The sequence below is a fragment of the Kitasatospora phosalacinea genome (assembly GCF_000717185.1).
GTDB lineage: Bacteria > Actinomycetota > Actinomycetes > Streptomycetales > Streptomycetaceae > Kitasatospora > Kitasatospora phosalacinea_A.
The window spans coordinates 33,981-53,624 of sequence record NZ_JNYE01000088.1; the positions used below are offsets into that span (position 1 = coordinate 33,981).

Annotated in this window: 14 protein-coding genes; 3 read left to right on the forward strand and 11 right to left on the reverse strand. The window is 75.2% G+C overall.

Annotated features, from left to right (window positions below; all coding sequences use genetic code 11):
* Position 1: 1 nt before the first annotated feature.
* From OO57_RS29415 to OO57_RS29455, 9 genes are all read right to left on the reverse strand, one after another.
* Positions 2-1,036: an acyl-CoA dehydrogenase family protein gene (locus OO57_RS29415; protein WP_033255741.1), complete on the reverse strand. Its 1,035-nt coding sequence runs from the start codon at positions 1,034-1,036 to the stop codon at positions 2-4.
* Complete coding sequence (locus tag OO57_RS29420; protein WP_033255742.1) at positions 1,033-2,349, reverse strand: ATP-grasp domain-containing protein; 1,317 nt, start codon at positions 2,347-2,349, stop codon at positions 1,033-1,035. Before OO57_RS29420 ends, OO57_RS29415 begins: the two co-directional genes overlap by 4 nt.
* Positions 2,346-3,629 carry an ATP-grasp domain-containing protein gene (locus OO57_RS29425; RefSeq protein WP_033255743.1) on the reverse strand — a complete coding sequence of 428 codons (1,284 nt, stop codon included), beginning with the start codon at positions 3,627-3,629 and terminating at the stop codon, positions 2,346-2,348. The genes OO57_RS29420 and OO57_RS29425 overlap by 4 nt, the downstream gene beginning before the upstream one ends.
* Complete coding sequence (locus OO57_RS29430) at positions 3,626-4,900, reverse strand: MFS transporter (protein WP_033255744.1); 1,275 nt, start codon at positions 4,898-4,900, stop codon at positions 3,626-3,628. The genes OO57_RS29425 and OO57_RS29430 overlap by 4 nt, the downstream gene beginning before the upstream one ends.
* Positions 4,897-5,994, reverse strand: a complete 1,098-nt coding sequence (locus OO57_RS29435) for an NAD(P)/FAD-dependent oxidoreductase (RefSeq protein ID WP_234337555.1) — start codon at positions 5,992-5,994, stop codon at positions 4,897-4,899. Before OO57_RS29435 ends, OO57_RS29430 begins: the two co-directional genes overlap by 4 nt.
* The gene (locus OO57_RS29440; RefSeq protein ID WP_033255745.1) at positions 5,991-7,538 is read right to left on the reverse strand and encodes a class I tRNA ligase family protein; all 1,548 of its coding nucleotides are present in this window, start codon (positions 7,536-7,538) and stop codon (positions 5,991-5,993) included. Before OO57_RS29440 ends, OO57_RS29435 begins: the two co-directional genes overlap by 4 nt.
* Positions 7,538-8,824 (reverse strand): lysine N(6)-hydroxylase/L-ornithine N(5)-oxygenase family protein, encoded by a 1,287-nt coding sequence (locus OO57_RS29445; RefSeq protein WP_033255746.1) that lies wholly within the window; start codon positions 8,822-8,824, stop codon positions 7,538-7,540. Before OO57_RS29445 ends, OO57_RS29440 begins: the two co-directional genes overlap by 1 nt.
* 200 nt (positions 8,825-9,024) lie before the next feature.
* Positions 9,025-10,431, reverse strand: coding sequence for a hypothetical protein (locus OO57_RS29450; protein ID WP_033255747.1), 1,407 nt, complete (start codon positions 10,429-10,431; stop codon positions 9,025-9,027).
* A 332-nt stretch (positions 10,432-10,763) separates the two neighbouring features.
* Positions 10,764-14,018, reverse strand: coding sequence for a DUF4132 domain-containing protein (locus OO57_RS29455; protein WP_051778394.1), 3,255 nt, complete (start codon positions 14,016-14,018; stop codon positions 10,764-10,766).
* 223 nt (positions 14,019-14,241) lie between these two features.
* On the opposite strand from OO57_RS29455, the gene OO57_RS29460 reads away from it, so the two are divergent.
* Positions 14,242-15,810 (forward strand): alpha-amylase family glycosyl hydrolase, encoded by a 1,569-nt coding sequence (locus tag OO57_RS29460; RefSeq protein WP_033255748.1) that lies wholly within the window; start codon positions 14,242-14,244, stop codon positions 15,808-15,810.
* Positions 15,811-15,816: 6 nt separating this feature from the next.
* Here OO57_RS29460 and OO57_RS29465 read toward each other — a convergent pair whose 3' ends face one another.
* The gene (locus tag OO57_RS29465; protein WP_033255749.1) at positions 15,817-16,788 is read right to left on the reverse strand and encodes an ArsR/SmtB family transcription factor; all 972 of its coding nucleotides are present in this window, start codon (positions 16,786-16,788) and stop codon (positions 15,817-15,819) included.
* A gap of 85 nt (positions 16,789-16,873) precedes the next feature.
* On the opposite strand from OO57_RS29465, the gene OO57_RS29470 reads away from it, so the two are divergent.
* Positions 16,874-18,229 (forward strand): MFS transporter, encoded by a 1,356-nt coding sequence (locus OO57_RS29470; RefSeq protein ID WP_081974047.1) that lies wholly within the window; start codon positions 16,874-16,876, stop codon positions 18,227-18,229.
* A gap of 83 nt (positions 18,230-18,312) precedes the next feature.
* On the forward strand, positions 18,313-19,059 hold the full coding sequence (locus OO57_RS29475) for an SDR family NAD(P)-dependent oxidoreductase (protein ID WP_033255750.1): 747 nt from the start codon (positions 18,313-18,315) through the stop codon (positions 19,057-19,059).
* Between the two features lie 46 nt (positions 19,060-19,105).
* Here OO57_RS29475 and OO57_RS29480 read toward each other — a convergent pair whose 3' ends face one another.
* Complete coding sequence (locus tag OO57_RS29480) at positions 19,106-19,525, reverse strand: VOC family protein (protein ID WP_033255759.1); 420 nt, start codon at positions 19,523-19,525, stop codon at positions 19,106-19,108.
* Between the last annotated feature and the right edge of the window lie 119 nt (positions 19,526-19,644).

Consider the following 19,644-nt stretch of genomic DNA (forward strand, 5'->3'; position numbering starts at 1 on the left):
GTCAGCGGTCCAGGCCGAGGCTGATCCGGAACAGCGGGGGTCGGCCGAGCAGGTAGGCGCCGACCGACTCCAGCACGGCGTCCTGGGCGGTCAGGTTCTGGCACATCACGGCGGTGTCGCGCAGCCAGCGGTCCATCGGCGAGCTGCGGTTGATCGACCAGGTCTGCAGCAGGTCGTAGAGCCGGGTGACGACGGTGCGGGAGGCCCGGAAGGCGTGCAGCCAGGCGAGCGGGGAGGCGGCGCGCTCGGTCGGGGTGAGGTCGTCCAGGGTGCCGCCGGCCGCCAGCACCGCCCACTGGCGGCGCATCGCGCCGTACACGCCCTCCGAGTCCGGCTGGGCGAGCGGGCCCGGGGTGCCGCGGACCTCCCAGAAGGTGAAGGTGTGCTCGTCGGGGACGAACACGTCGGTCATCGTGTAGTCGCAACTGCCGGTCCCGCACAGTCCGGTGGTGTCCCAGTCGTCGACCACCTCGACGGCGGAGCGCGGCACCAGGAACTGCCGGGAGTCGTGCGCGTGCGGGCTGCCGGGCTCGGCCCAGGGCTCGCCGTCCTGGAACAGGAAGGCCCCGGAGGTCACCCAGTCGCTGTGCTTGATGCCGGAGCCGAACGACCAGCGGCCGCTGAGCCGGAAGCCGCCGGGGACGCGCTCGGCCCGGCCGGCCGGGGCGAGCACACCGGCGGTGACCAGGTCCAGGCTCGGGTACACGTCCTTCACCACGGACTGGTACAGGAAGTTGGCGAGCAGCCCGCTGTTGGCGCCGATCACGCCGCACCAGGCGGCCGAGGCGTCGCCGTACGCCAGGGCCTCGACGACCTCCAGCTGTTCGACGGAGGTGAGCTCGGGGCCGCCCCACTCGCGGGCGAAGCACATCCGGAACACGCCGGTGCCGCGCAGCAGTTCGACCACCTCGGCGGGCAGCGTGCGGTTGGCCTCGATCTCCGGCGCCCTCTCCCGCAGCACGGGGGCGATCTCCTTCGCCCGGCGCAGCACCTCGGCGGCGTCCTGGGGCGGTCCGGCCCAGCGCGCGGCGCTCACCGGTCCACGTCCAGCAGCCCGGCGGGCATCGCGAACGGGGCCCCGGGGTCGGCGGGCCCGACCTCGGAGGTGACGGTGCGCACCAGCGCGGCGGCGGCAGCCAGGCGCTGTTCGCAGGCGGTGACGCTGTCGGCCTCGCAGACCACGAAGGAGTGCCGGGCCAGGTAGCCGCCGGGGGGCAGCCGCAGCACGGTGCCGGGCGGGGCCATCGGGGCGGCGTGCAGCAGGCCGGGTGCGTCGCCGGGCTGCGGGAGCTCCAACTCGTCCAGGCGGCAGTCCTGTTCGGGGCAGCCGAAGCTGATCCCGGCCACCGCGGAGCGGGTCGGGGCGATCTCCGGGCGGCGGCCGGTGGCGACGTCGAACAGCACCTCGCCGGGTTCGATCCCGGTGGCGATCCGGCCGAGCAGCGGGATCAGGTCGCCGCCGAGCCGCCCGTTGACCTCGACGATCAGCGGGCCGCGCGGGGTGAGCCGCAGCTCGGTGTGGGTGATGCCGTCCTCGACGCCGAGCGCCCGGTGCGCGTCGGCGAGGTGGGCGAGCAGGGCGGGGTCGGCGAGCAGCGGGTCGGCGGCGTCGACGACGTGGCCGACCTCCTCGAAGTACGGCTCGTCGCTGCTGTACTTGCGGGCCAGGAACAGCGGCAGGTACTCGCCCTTGTGGACGGCGCCGTCCACGCTGATCTCCGGGCCGCCCGCGTACTCCTCGACGATCACGCTGGCCCGGTACGGCCCGGGGTCGACCTCGCTGGCGGACAGCGCGGTGTCGAAGGCCGCGTCGAGCTCGTGCTCGTCGGCGGCGAAGACCACGCCGATGCTGGCGCCCATGGCGCGCGGCTTGAGCACCACCGGGTAGCCGATCCGGGCGGCGGCGGCCCGGGCCTCGTCGCGGTCGGTGGTGAGGGCGAAGCCGGGCTGGCGCAGGCCGGCGGCGGTGAGCACGGTGCGGGTGCGCTCCTTGTCGCGCACGCCGCGCACGCCGCGCTCGGACAGGCCGGGGACGCCGAGCTCGGCGGCCAGCAGGCCCGCGTCCAGCACCAGCGGCTCGTCCCAGCAGAGCAGGCCGACGACGTGCTTGCGGGCGGCGATCTCCCGGACGGTGGCGTTCATGGTGGCGGTGTCGAAGACGTCGGCGACCACGATCTCGTCGAAGTACTCGCGCTGCCAGGTCGGCCGCAGGTTGTTGACCAGTAGCAGTTCCAGCCCGGCGGCGCGGGCCCGGCGGCTCATCGGGCCGACCAGGTACTCGCGGTACTCCTTGAGGCCGCTGCCGATCACCAGCAGCGTTCCCGGCGTTGCTTCCCGGTGTTCCGTCATGATTCCTCCTCTGCGTGGGCGTCGATGTCGAACCGGACCAGGGCGGCGGCCGCGTCGGCCAGGCGGCGGGCCTCGGCGGGGGTGTCGGCGCGGGTGGTGACGATGCCGACCCGGTCCCAGGAGCTGCGCAGTCCGGCGCTGCGGTGGCCGGGGGCGATGCCGACCACGGCGAGCTGCACGCCCTCGGCGGCGGCGGCCGCGTCCAGGCCGTGCACGGCGGTGACGGTGCCGGGCCGGTCGGGGGCCAGGAAGGCGGCGGCGGTGGCGCGTTCGGCCTTCGCGGGCAGCTCGCCGGTCGGCTCGCCGCGCATCAGGGCGTAGTAGGCGCGGGTGAGCTCGACCGGGTAGGCGGCCTCGATCAGGTCGGTGATGGAGTCGCCGGGCAGCCGTCCGGCGCACTCGACCAGGACGGGGACGCCGTCGGCGAGGATCCACTCGCAGTGCAGCACGCCGGTGCCGAAGCCGACCGCGGCGACCAGCCGTTCGGTCTCGGCGGCCAGCAACTCATGTGTCTCGGGCGGCAGTTCGGCCGGTACGGTGTGCCCGGACTCGATCGGGTACGGGCCGGGGTAGAGCAGTTTGCCGGTGGTGTTGGCGAACACCGGGCGGCCGTCGCGGACCAGCATCTCGACGCTGAACTCCGGCCCGGCGACGTACTGTTCGGCCAGCATGGCGGGCGCGATCGGCCGGTCCGGGACGAACGCGCCCTCGTCCTGGGCCTGCCCGAACGCCCAGGCCGCCGCGACCTCCTCGGGGCCGCGGACCACCAGGGTGCCGACCGAGGCCTGCCGGTTGGCGGGCTTGAGCACCGCCGGGCCGGGGTGCCGGTCCATGAAGGCGGCCAGCGCGGCGGCGTCGGCGACCGGCTCGGAGGCCGGGTTGGCGATTCCGGCGGCGGCCGCGACCACCCGCAACTGGTGCTTGTCGCGCAGCAGTTGGGCGGCGCCCAGACCGGCGCCGGGCAGCCCGTAGCGTTCGGCGAGCCGGGCCGCGAACGGCACCGCGTACTCGACGGCGGGGATCACCGCGACCGGGTCGAGCCCGGGGTGGGCGGCGAAGAAGGCGTCGGCGCGGCCGGGCAGGTGGTACTCCCACTCGATCAACTCGCGGGCGTAGTCGATGCCTTCGACCGCCTCGGCGAGGTGCCGCTTGCGGGCGACGTCCGGCTCCTCGACGTAGACCACCGAGTCGGCGTCCTGGAAGGCGGCGACGGTGGCGACCGCGAAGGCCACGTAGCCGACGATCAGCACCGGCCGCGGGCCGGTCGACGGGGCGTTCATACGGTCTCTCCCACGGGGTCCTGGTCGGTGGCCGCCCCGGCGGCGGTCCGCTGCTGCGCCCGGTGCTTGATGCCGTACACCGCGAGCACCCCGGCCAGGCCGTTGACCACGGCCATCAGCACCCAGAACCCGGCGTGCAGGTGCGTCCAGGCCCACACGCCGAACAGCGGTCCGACCGCCGAGGCCAGGCCGGCCGCGGCCTGCATGGTGGCCAGGTAGCGGGCCTTCGAGCCGTCCGGGAAGGTGGCCGGGTGGGCGAACATGCTGGGCCCGGCGATCATCAGCCCGCTGACCGCGAGCACCGCGCCGAACAGCACGAACGCCCCGGAGTGCACGGCCAGCCCGTAGGCGGCGAGGCCGACCGAGTTGACCAGGTGGCCGACGCCGACCGCCAGGTAGGTGGGGATCCGGGTGATGTACGCGGTGATCTTCAGCTCGCAGGTGATCAGCACCAGCGAGGAGGCGGTGAGCACCGCGCTGTACAGCCAGGTCGGGTAGTCGTCGTGCACGATCTCCAGCGGCAGCGAGATCGAGGACTGCACGTAGGCGATCGTCCCGAGCACCACCGCGGCCAGGTAGGCGAGGTACGCCCGGTCGCGGAGCATCGCCGCGTACGCGGCCCGGCCGTCGGAGCGGCGTTCGGCCTTCGTCCGCGGCGCCTGCTCGGGCACCGCGTGCCGGGGCAGCAGCCGGTGGGCGAGGAGCGCGTAGAGGAGGGTGGTGGCGCCGTCGATCCAGAACAGCAGGTCCCAGTCGAGCAGGATCACCCCGGCGGCGATCAGCGGGGCGACGGCCGCGCCGGTGTTCAGGGCGATGCGCATCATCGAGAACGCCATCACGTGGTAGCGCTCCGGCATCAGGTCGCTGAGCAGCACCGAGGCGGCGGGCCGGTACGCCTGGGCGGCCAGGCCGGCCAGCGCGATCGTCACCAGCAGCACCGGGACCAGCCCCGGCCGGGCCAGCAGCGGCAGCACGGCCACCAGCGGCGCCGAGCCGGCCATCGCCGCGACGATGGTGGCCCGCGCCCCGAAGCGGTGGGTGATCTCCCCGCCGAGGACGGTGCCGAACACGGTGCCCAGGCTGTACGCGCCGAGCGCGAGGCCCGCGGTGCCGTCCGACATGTCCTTGTGCGTCAGGTAGAGCACCAGGAAGGTCTGGACGAACGCGCCGAGCTGGTTGACCAGGACGCCGCCGAGCAGGTAGCGGACGGTGGCCGGGGTGGCCCTGAGCGTGTCGAGGACGCCGATCGGGGGCCCGTCGTCGTCGGTCATGCCGCCTCCTTCACTGCCGTGGCGATGCGTTCCGCGACCAGCGGAGCGGTGGAGAACCCGCCGCCGCCGCACGCGGCGCGGGTCCACAGGCCCGGGGAGACCCGGGTGAGCAGCGGGCCGCCGGTGGCGGCGTCCGCGGTGTAGTGGCAGACCCGGACGCCCGCCACCGGGTAGCGGTCGAGGTCCGGCAGGACGCCCTCGGCGGCGAGCCGCTCCAGGTACGGCCGCTGGTCCTCGCCGCTGCTGTCGGTGTCCGCGACGGGGCGGCACACCGTGTCGGAGCTGAGCTTGAGCAGGGTGCCGACGCCGGGCGGCAGCACCCAGCCGCGGCCCGCGCGGCCGAGGCCGCCCGCGGCGGGCGCCCCGTCCCAGCGGTCGCCGCCCGCGGGCCGGCCGAGGTAGAGCATGGTCTGCCGGTGCAGGGTGACGGGGCTGTCGGCGAGGCGGCGGGTCCAGGGGCCGCCGGCCAGCAGGGCGAGGTCGCCGCGGAGCACCTCGCCGGTGTCCAGCACGATCCGCCCGGAGCCGGTGAACACCGAGCGGACGGTGCTGTGCGGGCGCAGCACCACGCCCGGCCGGGTGGCCAGCCAGCGGGCGGCGGCGTGCAGCACCCGGTCGGCGAGCAGCACGCCGCCGGTGCGCTCGCGCACCCCGACGGTGCCGGGCGGCAGGCCCAGCGGCGGGAGCGCGTCCGCGGCGGGCAGGTCGACCGGGACGCCCGCCCCGTCGGCCTCGGCGAGCAGTTCGTCGAGGCGGTCGGCGGGGTGGGCGGTGAGCGTGCCGACCCGGCGGTAGAGCGGGGTGCCGAACAGGGCTTCCAGGTCCTGCCAGTGGCGGTGCGCGTCGAGCCGGCGGGCGGTGCCGCCGGGGTCGCCGGGCAGCAGGGTGCGGATGGCGCGGTGCTGGTCGTGCGAGGTGGCGTCGGGGTTGGGCAGCGGGCCGCGCTCCAGGACGGTGACCCGGTGCCCGGCCCGGGCGCAGGCGACGGCGGTGAGCAGGCCGGTGACGCCCGCACCGACCACCACCACGTGCGCGGCGGCGCTGCCCGCCGCCCGCGCGGGGGCGGTCGGTGCGAGCCCGGTGGTGCTGCTCACCGTCCGCCGCCGCGGAGTCCGGTCGCCAGCCTGGGCAGCGGGCGGGGGTGGACGGTGGTGGCGGTGTGCTCGGCGGGGATCGCGGCGTCGGGCAGGCCCTCGGCGGCGAGGTCGACCAGCAGCGGGGCGGCGCAGCGCAGGAACAGGTCGAGTTCGTGCCAGAAGTCGCCCGCGTCGGCGTCGGTGACCTCCCAGCGGTCGAGCCGGCCGAGCTGTTCGGTGAGGGTGAAGGCGGCGGCGCTGAGGCTGAAGCGGCGCGGGCGCAGGGCGGCCGCGAAGCGTTCGGCGATCAGGGCGGCGGCGTGCCGGGAGCGGGCGCTGACCGGCAGCGGGCCGCGGTCGAGGTGGGCCTCGGCCTTGGCGGCGACCCGGTTCCAGGGTTCGACCAGGCGCTGGCCGCAGACCCGGTCCATGGCGGCGCGGGTGAAGTTGGTGCGCTGGAAGTCGGGGCCGGTGGCGGCCAGGTAGTAGCGGGCGAGGTCGCGCGGGACTTCGGCGGTGAGCTGGCGTCCGGTGACGACGTGGCCGCGGCTGGTGGAGAACTTGTCGCTGTCGAGCTCGTAGAACTCGTTGGTGACGAAGTGCGCGGGCAGGGCGAGTCCGCCGAGGGCGAGCAGCATCGCGGTGCCGGCCAGGGCGAAGGCGAAGCTGGCGTCGGAACCGAAGAAGTACGCGACCTCGGGCCCGGCCTCCAGGGCCCAGTGCCGTTCCTCGTCGCCGGGGACCTCCCCGCGGGACTCGGCGGCCAGCGCGATGGCGTGCAGGCTCCAGGCGACGGTCTCGGTGTCGGAGTACAGCACCTGGCCCGGGGTCTCGGCGAACGGGGCGGGGATGCCCCAGTCGATGGGCAGGGTGATCGGGTAGTCGGGCAGCCGCCGGGCGGTCAACTCCTCGACGAGCTGGGCGAGTCGGGGCCGCATGGTGGGGGCGAGCCGGGCGAAGTAGCTGGCCAGGGCGGCCCGGTGCTCCTCCAGCGGGAGCACCAGGACCTCCTTCTCCCGCAGTTCGACCGGGAGTTCGGGGTGCCGGGTGGAGCGCGGGTCGATGAGGTCGCCGGAGGCGATCCAGTGGCCGCAGTTCTCGCACAGCCCGGCGCAGCCCTCGGCCAGGCAGACCGGGCAGCCGCCGCGGACGTACGCGTCGGTGAGGTACTCGCCGGTGGCGTGCAGGTACGGGAACCTGACCTTGCGCAGCCTCAGGTGCCCTTCGCCGTGCAGCCGTTCGAAGAAGGTGCGGACGGTCTTGAGGTAGCGCTCGTCGAAGCGGACGAAGCCGTCGGGGACGATCCCGGCCGAGGCGAGGGTGGCCTCGACCTGTTCGGCGGCGCGCAGCCGCAGCGCCTCGGGCTGTTCGCCGAGGCGGCGGGCGGTGGTGACGATGTAGTTCTGGGTGAAGTGGACGCCGGTGCCGAACAGGGCGTCGCGGCCGGTGGCGCGGGCGTAGCGGGCGCACACGTCGGCGGACAGGAACGGGCCGGCCAGGTGGCCCAGGTGCAGGTCCCCGTTGGCGGTGGGGCCGGGGGCGATCACCAGCAGCGCGGCCATCAGCGGCCGCCCGCCGCGGCGGTGGCCAGGCCGTGGCGCTCCAGCAGGTCGCCGGTGATGTCGCGGGCCCGGTGGGCGAGCACGCTGATCAGCGAGTCGGCGATGCCGTGGGTGGCCTCGTTGACGCCCTGCAGGTAGAGCGCGGCGTCCGTCCCGGCGCCCAGGTCGACCCGGTAGTCGCGGCTGACGGTGACCTCCTCCAGCCCGGCCTTGCCGGTCAACTCCCGTACCAGGGACGGCATCCGGCTGTCGTAGCCGGTGCCGAGCAGGACGAGGTCGCAGCGCTGCTCGGTGACCTTGCCGGTGCGCCGGTCGCGCAGGTCGAGGACGACCTCGCCGTCCTCCTCGCGGGCGGCGAGCACCTCGGTCATCGGGCGGACCTCGGCCCGGCCGGTGCCGATCATCTTCTCCCGGTAGAGCAGCATGTAGAGTTCGTCGAGGAACGGCGGGGCGAGGGCCGCGTAGTTGGTGAACCGCATCTCGTCGAGGAGCTGGGCGCGGGTCTCGGCGGGGGCGTCGAAGAACTCGTCGACGAAGGACGGGTAGAACAGCTCGTTGACGAACTTGCTGGTCTGGTAGTTCTGCAGGCCGATCGAGCGGACCAGCATGGTGACGGTGGAGTTCGGCAGGTTCTCGTACAGCGCCACGAACATCTCGGCGGCGCTCTGCGCGCCGCCGATCACCACGGTGCGCAGCGGGGCGTCCTTGTCGACGGCGTTGATCCGGCTGCGGAAGCGGGCGCTGTGGATGACCTTCTCGGCGGGCAGGTCGGCGAAGACCTCCGGGATGTGCATGTCGCGTCCGGCGCCGACGACCAGGTCGCGGCAGCGGATGGTGTCGCCGTCGGCGAGGGTGACCTGCCAGCCGGTCAGCTTGCCGTCGGCGTCGTGCCGCGGTGCGGCGGCGACGACCTTGGCGTCGTAGCGGATCCGCACCTTCTCCAGCGAGTGGGCGACCCACTGGAGGTAGTCGGAGAACTCCCAGCGGTGCGGGTGGAAGGTGCCCAGGTTGATGAACTGGTCCAGCCGGTCGTGCTGGTGCAGGAAGTTGAGGAACGAGAAGCGGCTGCGCGGGTCGCGCAGCGTCACCAGGTCCTTCAGGAAGGACACCTGGCTGCGGGCCCAGGGCATCAGCAGGTCGCGCTGCCACTTGATGTCCGGTGCCTGCTCCAACAGCAGGGTGCGCTCGGCCAGTTCGGCCGATCCGCTCTCCTCGATCGCGGCGGCGAGGGCCAGGTTCGCCGGTCCGGCGCCGATCGCCAGCACGCCCACCTCTAGGTCAGCCACAGTTTCCCCTCGTGAACTCGGTTTGGTCCAGGGCCGGTTGTCGCGGCGTCGTCACGGCGTCGTCGCGTCGAGGAATCTAGGAAGCCGACCTTCCCGCCGGGTAGGGCGTGCTTCCCGGCGGTGGGGGAAATTCCGGAACGGGTGTGCGAAGGGCCCCGGGGGAGGTTCCCCCGGGGCCCTTCCGGTGCTTCCCGCGGCGCCTACTTCCGGGTGATCCGCAGCACGCCGGTCTCGGTGCCCTGGTAGAGGGTGCCGTCGGGCGCGGTGGTGCCGGTCATCTGCAGCGGGTTGTACAGCAGCCCGATGCCGAAGGCCGTCCCGGCGACCTTGGCGCCGGTGTCCGGGTCGACCACCGCGTGCGCGTAGCCGGCGAAGGTCTGGGCGCCGACCGGGTCGGTGGGCCCGCTGACGGTGACGGTGTAGATCAGGTCGTCGCCGAGCGAGAGCCGGGGCAGCGCCGCCGACTTGACGTCGCTCTCCCACACGGTGGAGCAGCCGGTGCCGGTCGCGTTCAGGTCGATCCGGGCCAGGCCGCCCTGGAAGGAGGCCGAGGACGGGACGCTGGCGGGCGCGCCCTCGGGCAGCGCCGGGTACGGGTAGCCGTAGGTGTTGGTGACGAACACGCTGCGGCCGGAGGCGATCACCGCGTCCTCGGTGCCGCTGGCGGCCCACTTGGTGAGCACGGGCGTGGTGCAGACCGGCACCGGACCGGCGTCGACCTTGTAGACCAGCAGGTTCTCGTGCGGCGCGGCGTTGTCGGTGAGGGTGACGTACTCGGTGCCGCTGCCGGGCCCGAAGAAGCTGGGCGTGGCGCCGGTGCCCCAGCTGAGCTGGCCGGGCTTGCGGCCGGGGCCGCGGTCGTACGGGGCGCGCCACTGCACGACGGGCGTGCCGTCGTCCGTCTGGCCGAGCAGGTAGAGGGCGTGGTCGGTGGCGACGGCGGTGTGGCCGGGGACGGTGGAGATGCTGTTGGCGACGCCCTCGCCGGTGGCGAGGGTGCGGACCGCGCCGGTGGTGGTGTCGGCGGTGCCGATGACGCCGCCGCCGGTGGCGAACCAGACCTTGCCGTCCCAGCCGGGGCTGAGGCCGACGATGTTGTCGCCGGACGGTACCGCGCCGGCCAGCGGGGTGCTCTGGTCGATCGTCAACTGCCAGGCCCCGCTGCTGTTGCGGTGGTGGCCGATCCGCAGCAGGTTGTCGTCGCCGTCGACGCCGACCAGCCGGTCGTTCTGGTCCAGGTAGGCGTACACGCCGCCGAACAGGGCCCCCTTGGGGAGCTCCAGCGAGGCCAGGTCCTTGCCGTCGGCCGGGTCGAGCAGGTGGACGGTCGGGGTCTGGCCGAAGATCGTGGTGCACAGCGCGACCGGGTAGCCGTCCTGGCCGACCGTGACGGTGGGGCAGGCCGAGGCGAGCGCGGTGCGGCTCCAGTTGACGGCGCCGGTGCCGGGCCCGGCGTACGGGGTGGTGTCGCTGGAGGCGGAGTCGCCGTGCATGCCGGCGTTGCCGTTCGGGGCGGTCGCCGGGTTCTGCGGCGGCAGCGGGCCGAAGGCGGTGGCGGCGAGCGCCGCGGCCAGGGCGAGGGCGGGGAGCAGCGGACGGGTGCGCATGGCGGGGTCCTGTTCCGGGAGTCGGAGTCCTTCCGCCGCGAGCGGAAGGAAGGGACGCCGAACGGCGGCCGGTCCCGGGGACGGGGGGGGAGGCGCGGGGCCGCTCGGCGGAGTGCGTGAGCGGCCCTCGACGGGAGGGGAGGGGTGCGGGCCGCGTCAGCCGACGCGGCGACAACCCGTCGTGGTGGCACGGCCATGGTCGACATGGCGGCGGCTCACCAGCAGGGTCATGCCACGCACCTTAGCGACCGCGCGCCGCCCACCGCTGCCCCCTTCTCACTCCTCGGACGGCCGGGCGGACGCACCGGCCCGGCCGCTTCGGTCGTCGTCCGTCATTCGGCGGTCAACTCCTGGAGGTCGGCGAGGAGTTCGGAGACGGCGACCGGGCCGAGATCGCCGAGGCGCTGGCGGTAATCGCGGCTGTTCGGCCAGTAGCGCCCCAGTGCGTCGTCCAGCCAGACCGCCTCGAGGGCCTGTTCGTCGTACTCGTTGGGGAGGCCGACCGCGATGCCGGGCCGGATCTCGACCACCAGGTGGCGGCCGTTCGGCAGTGGCTTGTGGAACCACCATTCCAGGCCCGCGTCCTGCGGTTCGCCTCGCCGCCAGCCGCGCTTGGTCAGCCCGAGTATCCGGCTCGTCGGGACGGTGTGCTTCTCGAACCGGTGCAGCCGGTGCCCGGCGGCCTCCTCGGCGGTCAACGCGGCCACCGGACGGCCGAGTTGAGGGAACGGCTGGACGATCTCGTAGTCCGCGAACAGCTCCGCCCAGGCGGCCAGCTCGGCGGGGGCCAGGCGCAGCGGGTGGACGAGCCGGACGGTGGCGTCCCGGGGCAGTGCGAAGGACTGGTCGTGGACGTCGGCGAAGGTGCGGTCCTCGGCGACCCGGAAGGCGGTGTGGTCGGCCGTCCAGACCAGGCGGCGCACCAGGTGGCCGAGCAGCGGGTGGGCGACCAGCAGGTCGGTGAACTCGTCGGTGGTCCACGTCCGTTCGGCGACCATCGCGGCCTCCAGCCGGACGGTCTGGTCGGCGGCCAGGGTGCGGGCGTCCTTCTTCAGCGCGGCGAAGCGCCTGCGCTCGGCGGGGGCGAGCGCCTGGTCGTCGCGGGCACCGGGTGCGGGCAGGTCCTTGCGCCGCTTGCCGTCGGCGTCCAGCACGTACGGGCGCCACTCCTCGTCGAAGCCGACGGTGAACGTCCGCGCGCCGTAGTCGATCACCGTGGTGCCGTCCGGGTCCAGGCCCAGGTCCGGCACCAGGCGGTCGCCGAGCTGCTCGCCCGTCAGGCCCAGCGCCTCGGCGATCTCGGCGATCTTCTCCTGGGCGCGGACCTTGAGCGCCTTGAACTTCACCCGCTGCGCGATGCCCTGGAGTTGCAGCAGGGCGGCGTCGGTGCCGATCGCGGCCAGCACGTCCAGGCCCTCCACCGCCCGCTGGTGGGCGTTCTGGCCGGGCCACTCGCGCAGCAGCGGCGCCAAGCCCGGGTACGGGTCGCGCAGCTTCCCCAACTGCAGCACCGTCAGCAGGTGGTGCACCGACTTCAGCGGCAACGCACCGCTCCCGTCGGCCAGTTGGATCTGCGGAAGCGCCTCCGGCCGCAGCCAGGAGGGCAGTTCGGGCAGCTTCGCGGGCAGCGCGGCCTCCAGCGGGTCGGAGCCCAGCGCGTCCGCGACCACCGCCGCGGCCTGCTCGCCGTAGCGCTCGGCCACCGCCGCCGTCAGCACCTCCGCCCCCTGCTGGGCGGCCACCAGCCGCAGCGCGTGCTCCGCCGCGGCCCGCGCCCGACCGGCCTTGCCGACCGCCGCCGGAACCAGCAGCAGCGCCCCCGCCACGCCGTGCCGCTCGAACCACGAACGCGCCACCGCCTGAACCGACTTGAGCCGCAGCAGCGCGTCCGCCATCACCCCCGCCGCGACCGCGCCCCGCACCGGCAGCAGCACGGGTGCGACCTGGGCCGGACGGGCCACGGCCGCGCCGAGCACCAGCCGCAGCGCGGCCGTGCCGAACCTGGCCAGCACCGGCGCCAACTGCTCGCCGCAGGTCGCCAGCTCGCGCGGGTCCCAGGACTCCAGGTACGGCGCCATCAGCTCCGCCGGAGCGATGGCCAGCAGCCGGCAGCACTGGTCGGTCCAGCCGTTCTCGTCGGAATTCCGCACCTTCTCCGCCCAGCCGATGTTCGCCGAGTACTCCCAGGAGCGGTAGGGGGTGGCCGCGAACGCCGCCGACTCGCCCTCCTCCCACAGCAGTTGGACCTCCTGATCGGCCACCTGCCCGGTCAGCACCCGCGGCTTGCGGACGGTGCGCCGCCGCGTCCACGGCGGGTCGACCAGCAGCGCGGGCAGCCGCTCCGGCGCCGCCTCGGGCAGCGGCTCCCGCGCCCCCGCCAGGCCCCGCACGTACGCGGCGCTCTCCTCGTCCAGGGTCGGCAGGATCTCCGGCAGCCGCGGGCGCAGCAGCGCCACCTGCCGGTCGAGCAGGTACCGGACCGCCGCCGCGTCGGCGCCACCGCGCCGCGCCGCCGCCGACAGGACCCGCACCGACCGCACCGGGAAGCGCTCCACCATCGTCAGCAGGACCAGCCGGAAGGTCTTGTCGGCGATCCGGTCGACCAACTCGACCATCGCCTCGTCGGTCGGGAACTCCGCCACGTACTCGGCGCACCCGCGCGTCCAGTCGTCGTCCCACCGGCGCTGCTCCAGCGCCCCCGCCACCAGCGGCGCCGCGGCCCGCCCCACCCCGTCGGTGAGGGTGGCCACCACCTGGCGCGTCCAGTACGTCCACGCCCCGCGGTCCGCCGCGCCGAACCGCTGCGCCTGCTCGGCGCTGCCGAGTGCGGGCAGCAGCAGCGCGCGCAGCAGGCCGCTCGTCTCGCGCGAGTGCCCGAACATCTCGGCCAGGCACTCGTCGACCCACTCCGCCCGCTCCGGCACCAGGAACGCGGTGGCCGCCCGGCGCACCAGGGTGTCCCGCAGCCCTGCCAACTCCGCCACCACGGCGGCGTACTCGGGCTCCGGCGCGGCGGCCAGCGCCCGGCGGGCGGCCGCCAGCACCTGGAGGTCGAACTCCGTACCGGAATCGTCGTGGACGGTCACCCTGGCCCGCCGCCCGTAGGACGCGTGCAACTGGGAGGTGTCCACCCCCAGGGACACCAGGGCGGTCCGCACCGCGAGGCTCAGGCCGAAGCGCGCCGTCCAGCCCGCGAACTCCCGTTCCGCCCGGTCGGCGTCCTTCCGCTCCCGGACCGTCGCGGCGACCACCGCCAGCCCCACCGGGTCCGGCTCCCCGTCCAGGTACGCCCGGGCGGCGGCCACCGCCCCGGGGTCGGACCCCGGGGAGGTCAGCACCTGCTCGATCGCCCCGTGCTGCTCGGCCACCTGCCGGGCCTCCGTCGCGGCCGCCTCCGCCGCGTCCACCCGCGGCCACGTCGCGGGCAGCGGCACCGGCGCCCCGCCCCGGCGGCGCGGCAGCACGTGCTCGCGCCACGCCTCGGGCGGCACGAACCCGTCCTCGTCGGGGAACCCGGTGCCGGGGGCGGGCCCGCCGGCCTCCCGGAACTTCGCCGAACCGCCGCCGACCAGCTCCCAGCGCTGCACTCGCCCCTCCGGACCCGCCCATCGACCGACCACGAACCGGCCGACCACCTGGCGGAACCCTAGCGACCGGCCAGGACACTCCCGGACCCGGCGGGCGTCCGGTCCGCGGGCGCCGGGCCCGGGAGTGTCCTGGCCGGGCCGGTTGGTTCCGCGGGGGCCGGGCGGGGCATGGCTTGGGGGGACAGCGGTGTGCGGTGCGGGACGGTTCGTGGCGAGAGGGGCCGTGGTGGGTACGGAGTGGGCGAGTGACGCGGTGCTGTACCAGATCTATCCGCAGAGCTTCGCGGACGGGGACGGCGACGGGACCGGCGACTTCGCGGGGCTGACGGAGCGGCTGGAGTACCTGCAGTGGCTGGGAGTGGACGCGGTCTGGCTGAACCCGTGCTTCGCGTCCCCGTTCGGTGACGCGGGCTACGACGTGGCGGACTTCCTGACCACCGCGCCCCGCTACGGGACGCCGGAGGACCTGGCGAAGTTCACCGACGCGGCCCGCCGGGTCGGCATCCGCGTCCTGCTGGACCTGGTGGCGGGCCACACCTCGGACCGGCACCCGTGGTTCGTCCGCTCCGCCGCCGACCCGGACGACCACCGGTACGTGTGGGCGGACCGCCCGGCGCCCGGGTACGTGGCCTCGCCGGGCAGCCGCCCGGGCTGGTACCGGCCGAACTTCTTCGACTTCCAGCCCGCGCTGAACTTCGGGTACGCCCGCACCGACCCGGCCGAGCCGTGGCGGCAGCCGGTGGACGCCGAGGGCCCGCGGGCCAACCGGGCGGCGCTGCGCGAGATCATGGCGCACTGGTTCGGCCTCGGCGTCTCCGGCTTCCGGGTCGACATGGCGTCCTCGCTGGTCAAGGACGACCCCGGGTTCACCGAGACCGGCCGGCTGTGGCGCGAGACCCGGGCGTGGATGGACGCGCACCACCCCGACCGGGTCGTCCTCGCCGAGTGGGGCGACCCGGCCCGCTCGGTGCCGATGGGCTTCCACGGCGACTTCTTCCTGCAGTTCGGCGACCCGACCGAGGGCGGGGCGCTGCGCTCGCTGTGGAACAACGGCGCGGGCACGGTGCACGAGGAGTGGCCGGACGAGCCCTGCTACTTCGACGCCGAGGGGCGCGGCTCGATGCGCCCGTTCCTCGCCGAGTGGGAGCGCGCCGCGACGGCCGCGGCCGGGCACGGCTTCGCCTCGCTGCCGACCGCCAACCACGACTTCTCCCGACTGGCCTGCGGCCCGCGCACCCGCGAGCAGCTCGCGGCGGCGTTCGCGTTCCAGCTGACCTGGCCGACCGTCCCGGCGATCTACTACGGCGACGAGATCGGCATGCGCTTCGTCCCGGGCCTGCCCGACACCGAGGGCAGCGTGCTGGGCCCGCGCTACAACCGGGCCGGTTCGCGCACGCCGATGCAGTGGGACGCGACGGTCGACGCCGGGTTCTCCTCCGCGCCCACCGAGAGCTTCTACCTGCCGCTGGACCCCTCCCCCGACCGTCCGGACGTCGCCTCCCAGCGCGCCGACGAGTCCTCGCTGCTGCACCAGGTGCGGGAGTTGATCGCGCTGCGCCGCGCGCACCCGGGCCTGGGCCCGCACGCGCCGGTCGAAGTGCTGCACAGCGGCTACCCGTTGGCGTACCTGCGGGGCGAGCGCTACCTGGTGGTGGTCAACCCGCGGCGCACGCCCGCCTGCCTGCCGGTGGAGCGCGAGCTGCCGGGGCGGCTGCTGCACGGGCGGGGAGTGTCGCTGACCCACTCGGTGCTGCGCGCGGAGGGCTTCTCGTACGCGGTGTTCATCCGCTGAGTCCGGCTACTCCCGCTCCTCGCAGAGGAGTTCGGCCGCGGCCGTGCGCAGGTAGAGCACGCTGCGGCCGGTGCGGTGGCGGGCGACGAGGCCCGCGTCGTGCAGGGCGGACAGGTGGTGCGAGACGGTGGGCGCGGACAGGGCGGTGCGGGCGGCGAGTTCGGTGGTGGTGGCGGGGGCGTCGAGTCCGGCGAGCAGCCGGGCCCGGGCCCGGCCGAGCACCCGGGCCAGGCCGTCGGGGGCGGGCGCGGGGGCCTCCCAGAGCGTGGCGACGCCGCGCGGCGGGTAGACCAGGCCGGGCTGCCAGGGCGGGTTGAGCTGGGAGAACACGCCGGGCCAGGCGAACACGGTGGGCACCAGGACGAGTCCGCGCGCGCCGTCGAGGCGGCGGTGCGCCTCCAGGTGCCGGTGGCCGATCCGCAGCAGGTCGTGCTCCCAGCTGACCGACGGGTGCAGGTCGGCGAACAGCCCGGCCGGTCCGCCCGCGGCCAACTGCCGGGCCCGGCGCAGGACCTCGCCCTCGGCCAGCCGCTCGATCCGCCCCCAGTGCGGGGCGATCGCGGCCTGCCAGTACACCCGCGCCTCGGCCGCCAGCCGCCGCATTCCGGCCTCCGGGTCGGCGTGCAACTCAGCTACCAGCGGCGGGAGTTCGCCGCTGATCCGGTCGAGGTCGCGGCGGACGGCGGCCGGGTCGAGCGCGGTCAGTTCGGCCAGTTGCCGCTCCAGCGTCGGGCTGCTGTCAGCGGGCACGGGGGTGAGGAAGTCCGGCACGTACACCGTGGGCAGCCGCACCAGCTGGGAGAGCAACTCCCACTGCACACCCGCGAGTTCGCGCCGGGCCCGGCGCACCCAGGGGAGGTGGACGGCCCGTCGGCCCGGATCCTTCAGCACCTCGACGCTGGTGGTGAGCTCGCACAGCGGCGAGCGGGCGAACCTGGTGCGGGCCAGGTCCTGCGCGGAGAACTCCCAGGTCAGCACGGACCCTCCCGGTCGCGGCGGCGGCGAGGATTCGACCGTGGTCGAATCCGTGGGCGGCCACGATCATCGCAGGCAGCCTCGGGCCATGACCACTGCCACCGACCCGGCCGGCGACCCCGCCGCCGCCCCGGCCACCGACCCCGCGGCCGCCACCCAGGCCGCCACCGACCCCGCCGCCGGCCCCGCCGCCGACCCCGCCGCCAAGCCCGTCCCGCTCCGGGACCGCCTCGGGCTGCCCGCCTCCGCGGGCCGCCACCGCCCGCTGATCGGCGCCCACCTGGTCGACAGCCTGGGCACCGGACTGGTGCTCGCCTTCACCCTGGTGTTCTTCACCCGGACCACCGCACTGCCGCTGACCACCGTCGGCGCGGCCGTCACCGCCGCCCGGCTGCTGGCCCTGCCGGTCGCGCCCGCCGTCGGCCCGCTGATCGACCGGTACGGCGCGCGCCGGGTGGCGGCCTGCGCCAACGTGCTGTCCGCCCTCGCCCACGCCGCCTTCCTGCTCGCCGACCGCCCCTGGTCGATCGTGGCGGTCTGCCTGCTCGCCCAGGCCGGGCAGGCCGCGTACTGGACGGCCAGCACCGGCCTGGTGGTGCTGGCCGCCCCGTCGCCCGGGGAGCGCACCCGCTGGTTCGCCCTGGTGCAGACGCTGCGCAACGCCGGACTCGGCCTGGGCGCCGCGGCGGGCGCGCTGCTGGTCGGCGACGGCGGGACGGGCGGACTGCGGCTGCTGGTGGCGCTGAACGCGGCCTCGTACCTGGCGGCGGCGGTGCTGCTGGCCCGCTGGCGGCCCGACCCGGCGCCCGTCGTGGCGGCCGCGGAGACCGGGCGCGGCGGCTACCGGGCGGTGCTGGCCGACCGCCGCTACCTGCTGATGGTGGCGGTGAACCTGTCCTTCGTCCTGGCCTCGATGGTGCTGAGTGTCCTGCTGGCCGTGCACGTGACGGCCGCGCTGCACCTGGGCGCGCCGCTGGCGGGGGCGCTGCTGGTGCTCAACGGCGTGCAGGTGGTGCTGACCCAGGGCCCGGTCTCCCGCCTGCTGGAGGGCCGCCGGGCGACCCGGACCGCGGCGGCCGGGGCGCTGCTCAACGCGGCGGCGTTCGCGCTCCTGGCCGTGCTGCCCGGCGGCGGACCGCGGTGGCTGGTGCTGCCCGGACTGGTCGCGGCGGTGCTGGTGTACAACCTGGCGGAGACCGTCGCCACGCCCGGCCGCGAGGAGTTGAGCGTGGCGCTCGCCCACCCGGCCCGGCGCGGCCGGTACCTGGCGGTCAACCAGCTGTCCTGGAACGTCGGGCAGGCGCTCGCCCCCGGCCTGCTGACCCTGCTGTTCGCGCACGGCCCGGCCTGGCCCTGGCTGCTGCTGCTCGCCGCCTCGCTGGCCGCCGTCCCCGGGCTGCTCCGGCTCGAACGCCCGTCCGCCGTACTTCCCGACCCGCGCTGACCGCCCGGTACCGGACGCACCGGCCGGACGCACCGGCCGATAGCCGCCAGCACCCGCCGACCGGCCGGACGAAGCTCTCCGGCATGGACAACGAGCGACTCGAAGGACGCGTGGCCCTGGTGACCGGCGGCAGCCGGGGCATCGGCGCCGCCGTGGCACTGCAACTCGCCGAACAGGGCGCCGACGTCGCCCTGACCTACCACCAGGACGCGGAACGGGCCCACCAGGTGGCCCGGAAGGTCGAAGGACTGGGCCGCCGGGCGCTGGCGCTCCGGGCCGACAACGCGGACGAGGCGGCCCTGACCGGGGCGGTGCGGCGCACCGTGGAGACGCTCGGGCGGCTGGACGTGCTGGTCGCCAACGCGGCGCTCTTCCCGTCCGGCCCGCTGGAGGACGTGGACACGGCGCAGCTCGACCGGGTGCTGGCCGTCAACGTCCGCGCCCCGTTCGTCCTGGCCCGGGCCGCGGCGGAACACCTGCCGCCCGGCGGGCGGATCATCGGCATCGGCAGCAACATCGCCGACCGGGTGCCGTTCCCCGGCCTCGCCCTGTACGCGATGACCAAGACCGCACTGGTCGGGCTGACCAAGGGCCTGGCCCGCGAGCTGGGCCCGCGCGGCATCACCGTCAACCTGGTGCACCCCGGCCCGACCGACACCGACGCCAACCCCGCCGACGGACCGAACACCCCCGCGATCAGCGGCCTGACCGCACTGGGCCGTTACGCCGCACCCGCCGAGATCGCCGCCGTCGTCACCCACCTGGCCGGCCCCGCCGCCGGGTACGTCACGGGGGCGGTGGTGCCCGTCGACGGCGGCTTCTCGGCCTGACCGGCCCGGCCTGACCGGCCCGGCCGGAGTGGCCCGGCCGGAGTGGTCAGAGCACCAGGTCGTCGTGCTCGTCGAAGACCCAGCCGTCCTCGTACAGCACCTCGAACAGGTGGCCGTCGGGGTCGGTGAAGTAGCCGCTGTGCCCCCAGGGGTTCGGGCCCGCCGGGCGGGTGACGGTGGCGCCCAGCTCGGCGGCCCGGGCCATCACGCGGTACACCTCGTCGGCGCTGCGGGCCACGTACGCCAGGGCGAAGCCCGCGAAGCCGCCCGGGCCGCGGTCGGGCAGCCCGGCGTCGGCCGCGAAGGCCTCCCGGCTCTGGAACCCGACCGCGACGCCGCCGAGTTCGAACAGCACGAACCCGTCCGAGCCCGCGGCGGACCGCCGCCAGCCGAGCTCCTGGTAGAACGCGACCGAGGCCGCGACGTCGCGCACCCCGAGCAGGATCAGGTTGAGCCGTTGCCGCACGGTGTTCCTCCGGGTGCCGTCGTCCGTCCGGCCCGCCATCCTGCCGCAGCCCACCGACAACGCCCCCGCCCAGCCCTCCGCTCGCCCCGCCCCCGCCCCCGCTCAGCCCCGCCCCCGCC

Excerpts from the sequence above, each read along its gene's own strand:
- OO57_RS29440 (WP_033255745.1), bottom strand. The coding sequence starts at position 7,538 with ATGGCCGCGCTGCTGGTGATCGCCCCCGGCCCCACCGCCAACGGGGAC.
- OO57_RS29450 (WP_033255747.1), bottom strand. The coding sequence starts at position 10,431 with ATGCGCACCCGTCCGCTGCTCCCCGCCCTCGCCCTGGCCGCGGCGCTC.
- OO57_RS29420 (WP_033255742.1), bottom strand. The coding sequence starts at position 2,349 with ATGACGGAACACCGGGAAGCAACGCCGGGAACGCTGCTGGTGATCGGC.
- OO57_RS29470 (WP_081974047.1), top strand. The coding sequence starts at position 16,874 with ATGACCACTGCCACCGACCCGGCCGGCGACCCCGCCGCCGCCCCGGCC.
- OO57_RS29425 (WP_033255743.1), bottom strand. The coding sequence starts at position 3,629 with ATGAACGCCCCGTCGACCGGCCCGCGGCCGGTGCTGATCGTCGGCTAC.
- OO57_RS29430 (WP_033255744.1), bottom strand. The coding sequence starts at position 4,900 with ATGACCGACGACGACGGGCCCCCGATCGGCGTCCTCGACACGCTCAGG.
- OO57_RS29475 (WP_033255750.1), top strand. The coding sequence starts at position 18,313 with ATGGACAACGAGCGACTCGAAGGACGCGTGGCCCTGGTGACCGGCGGC.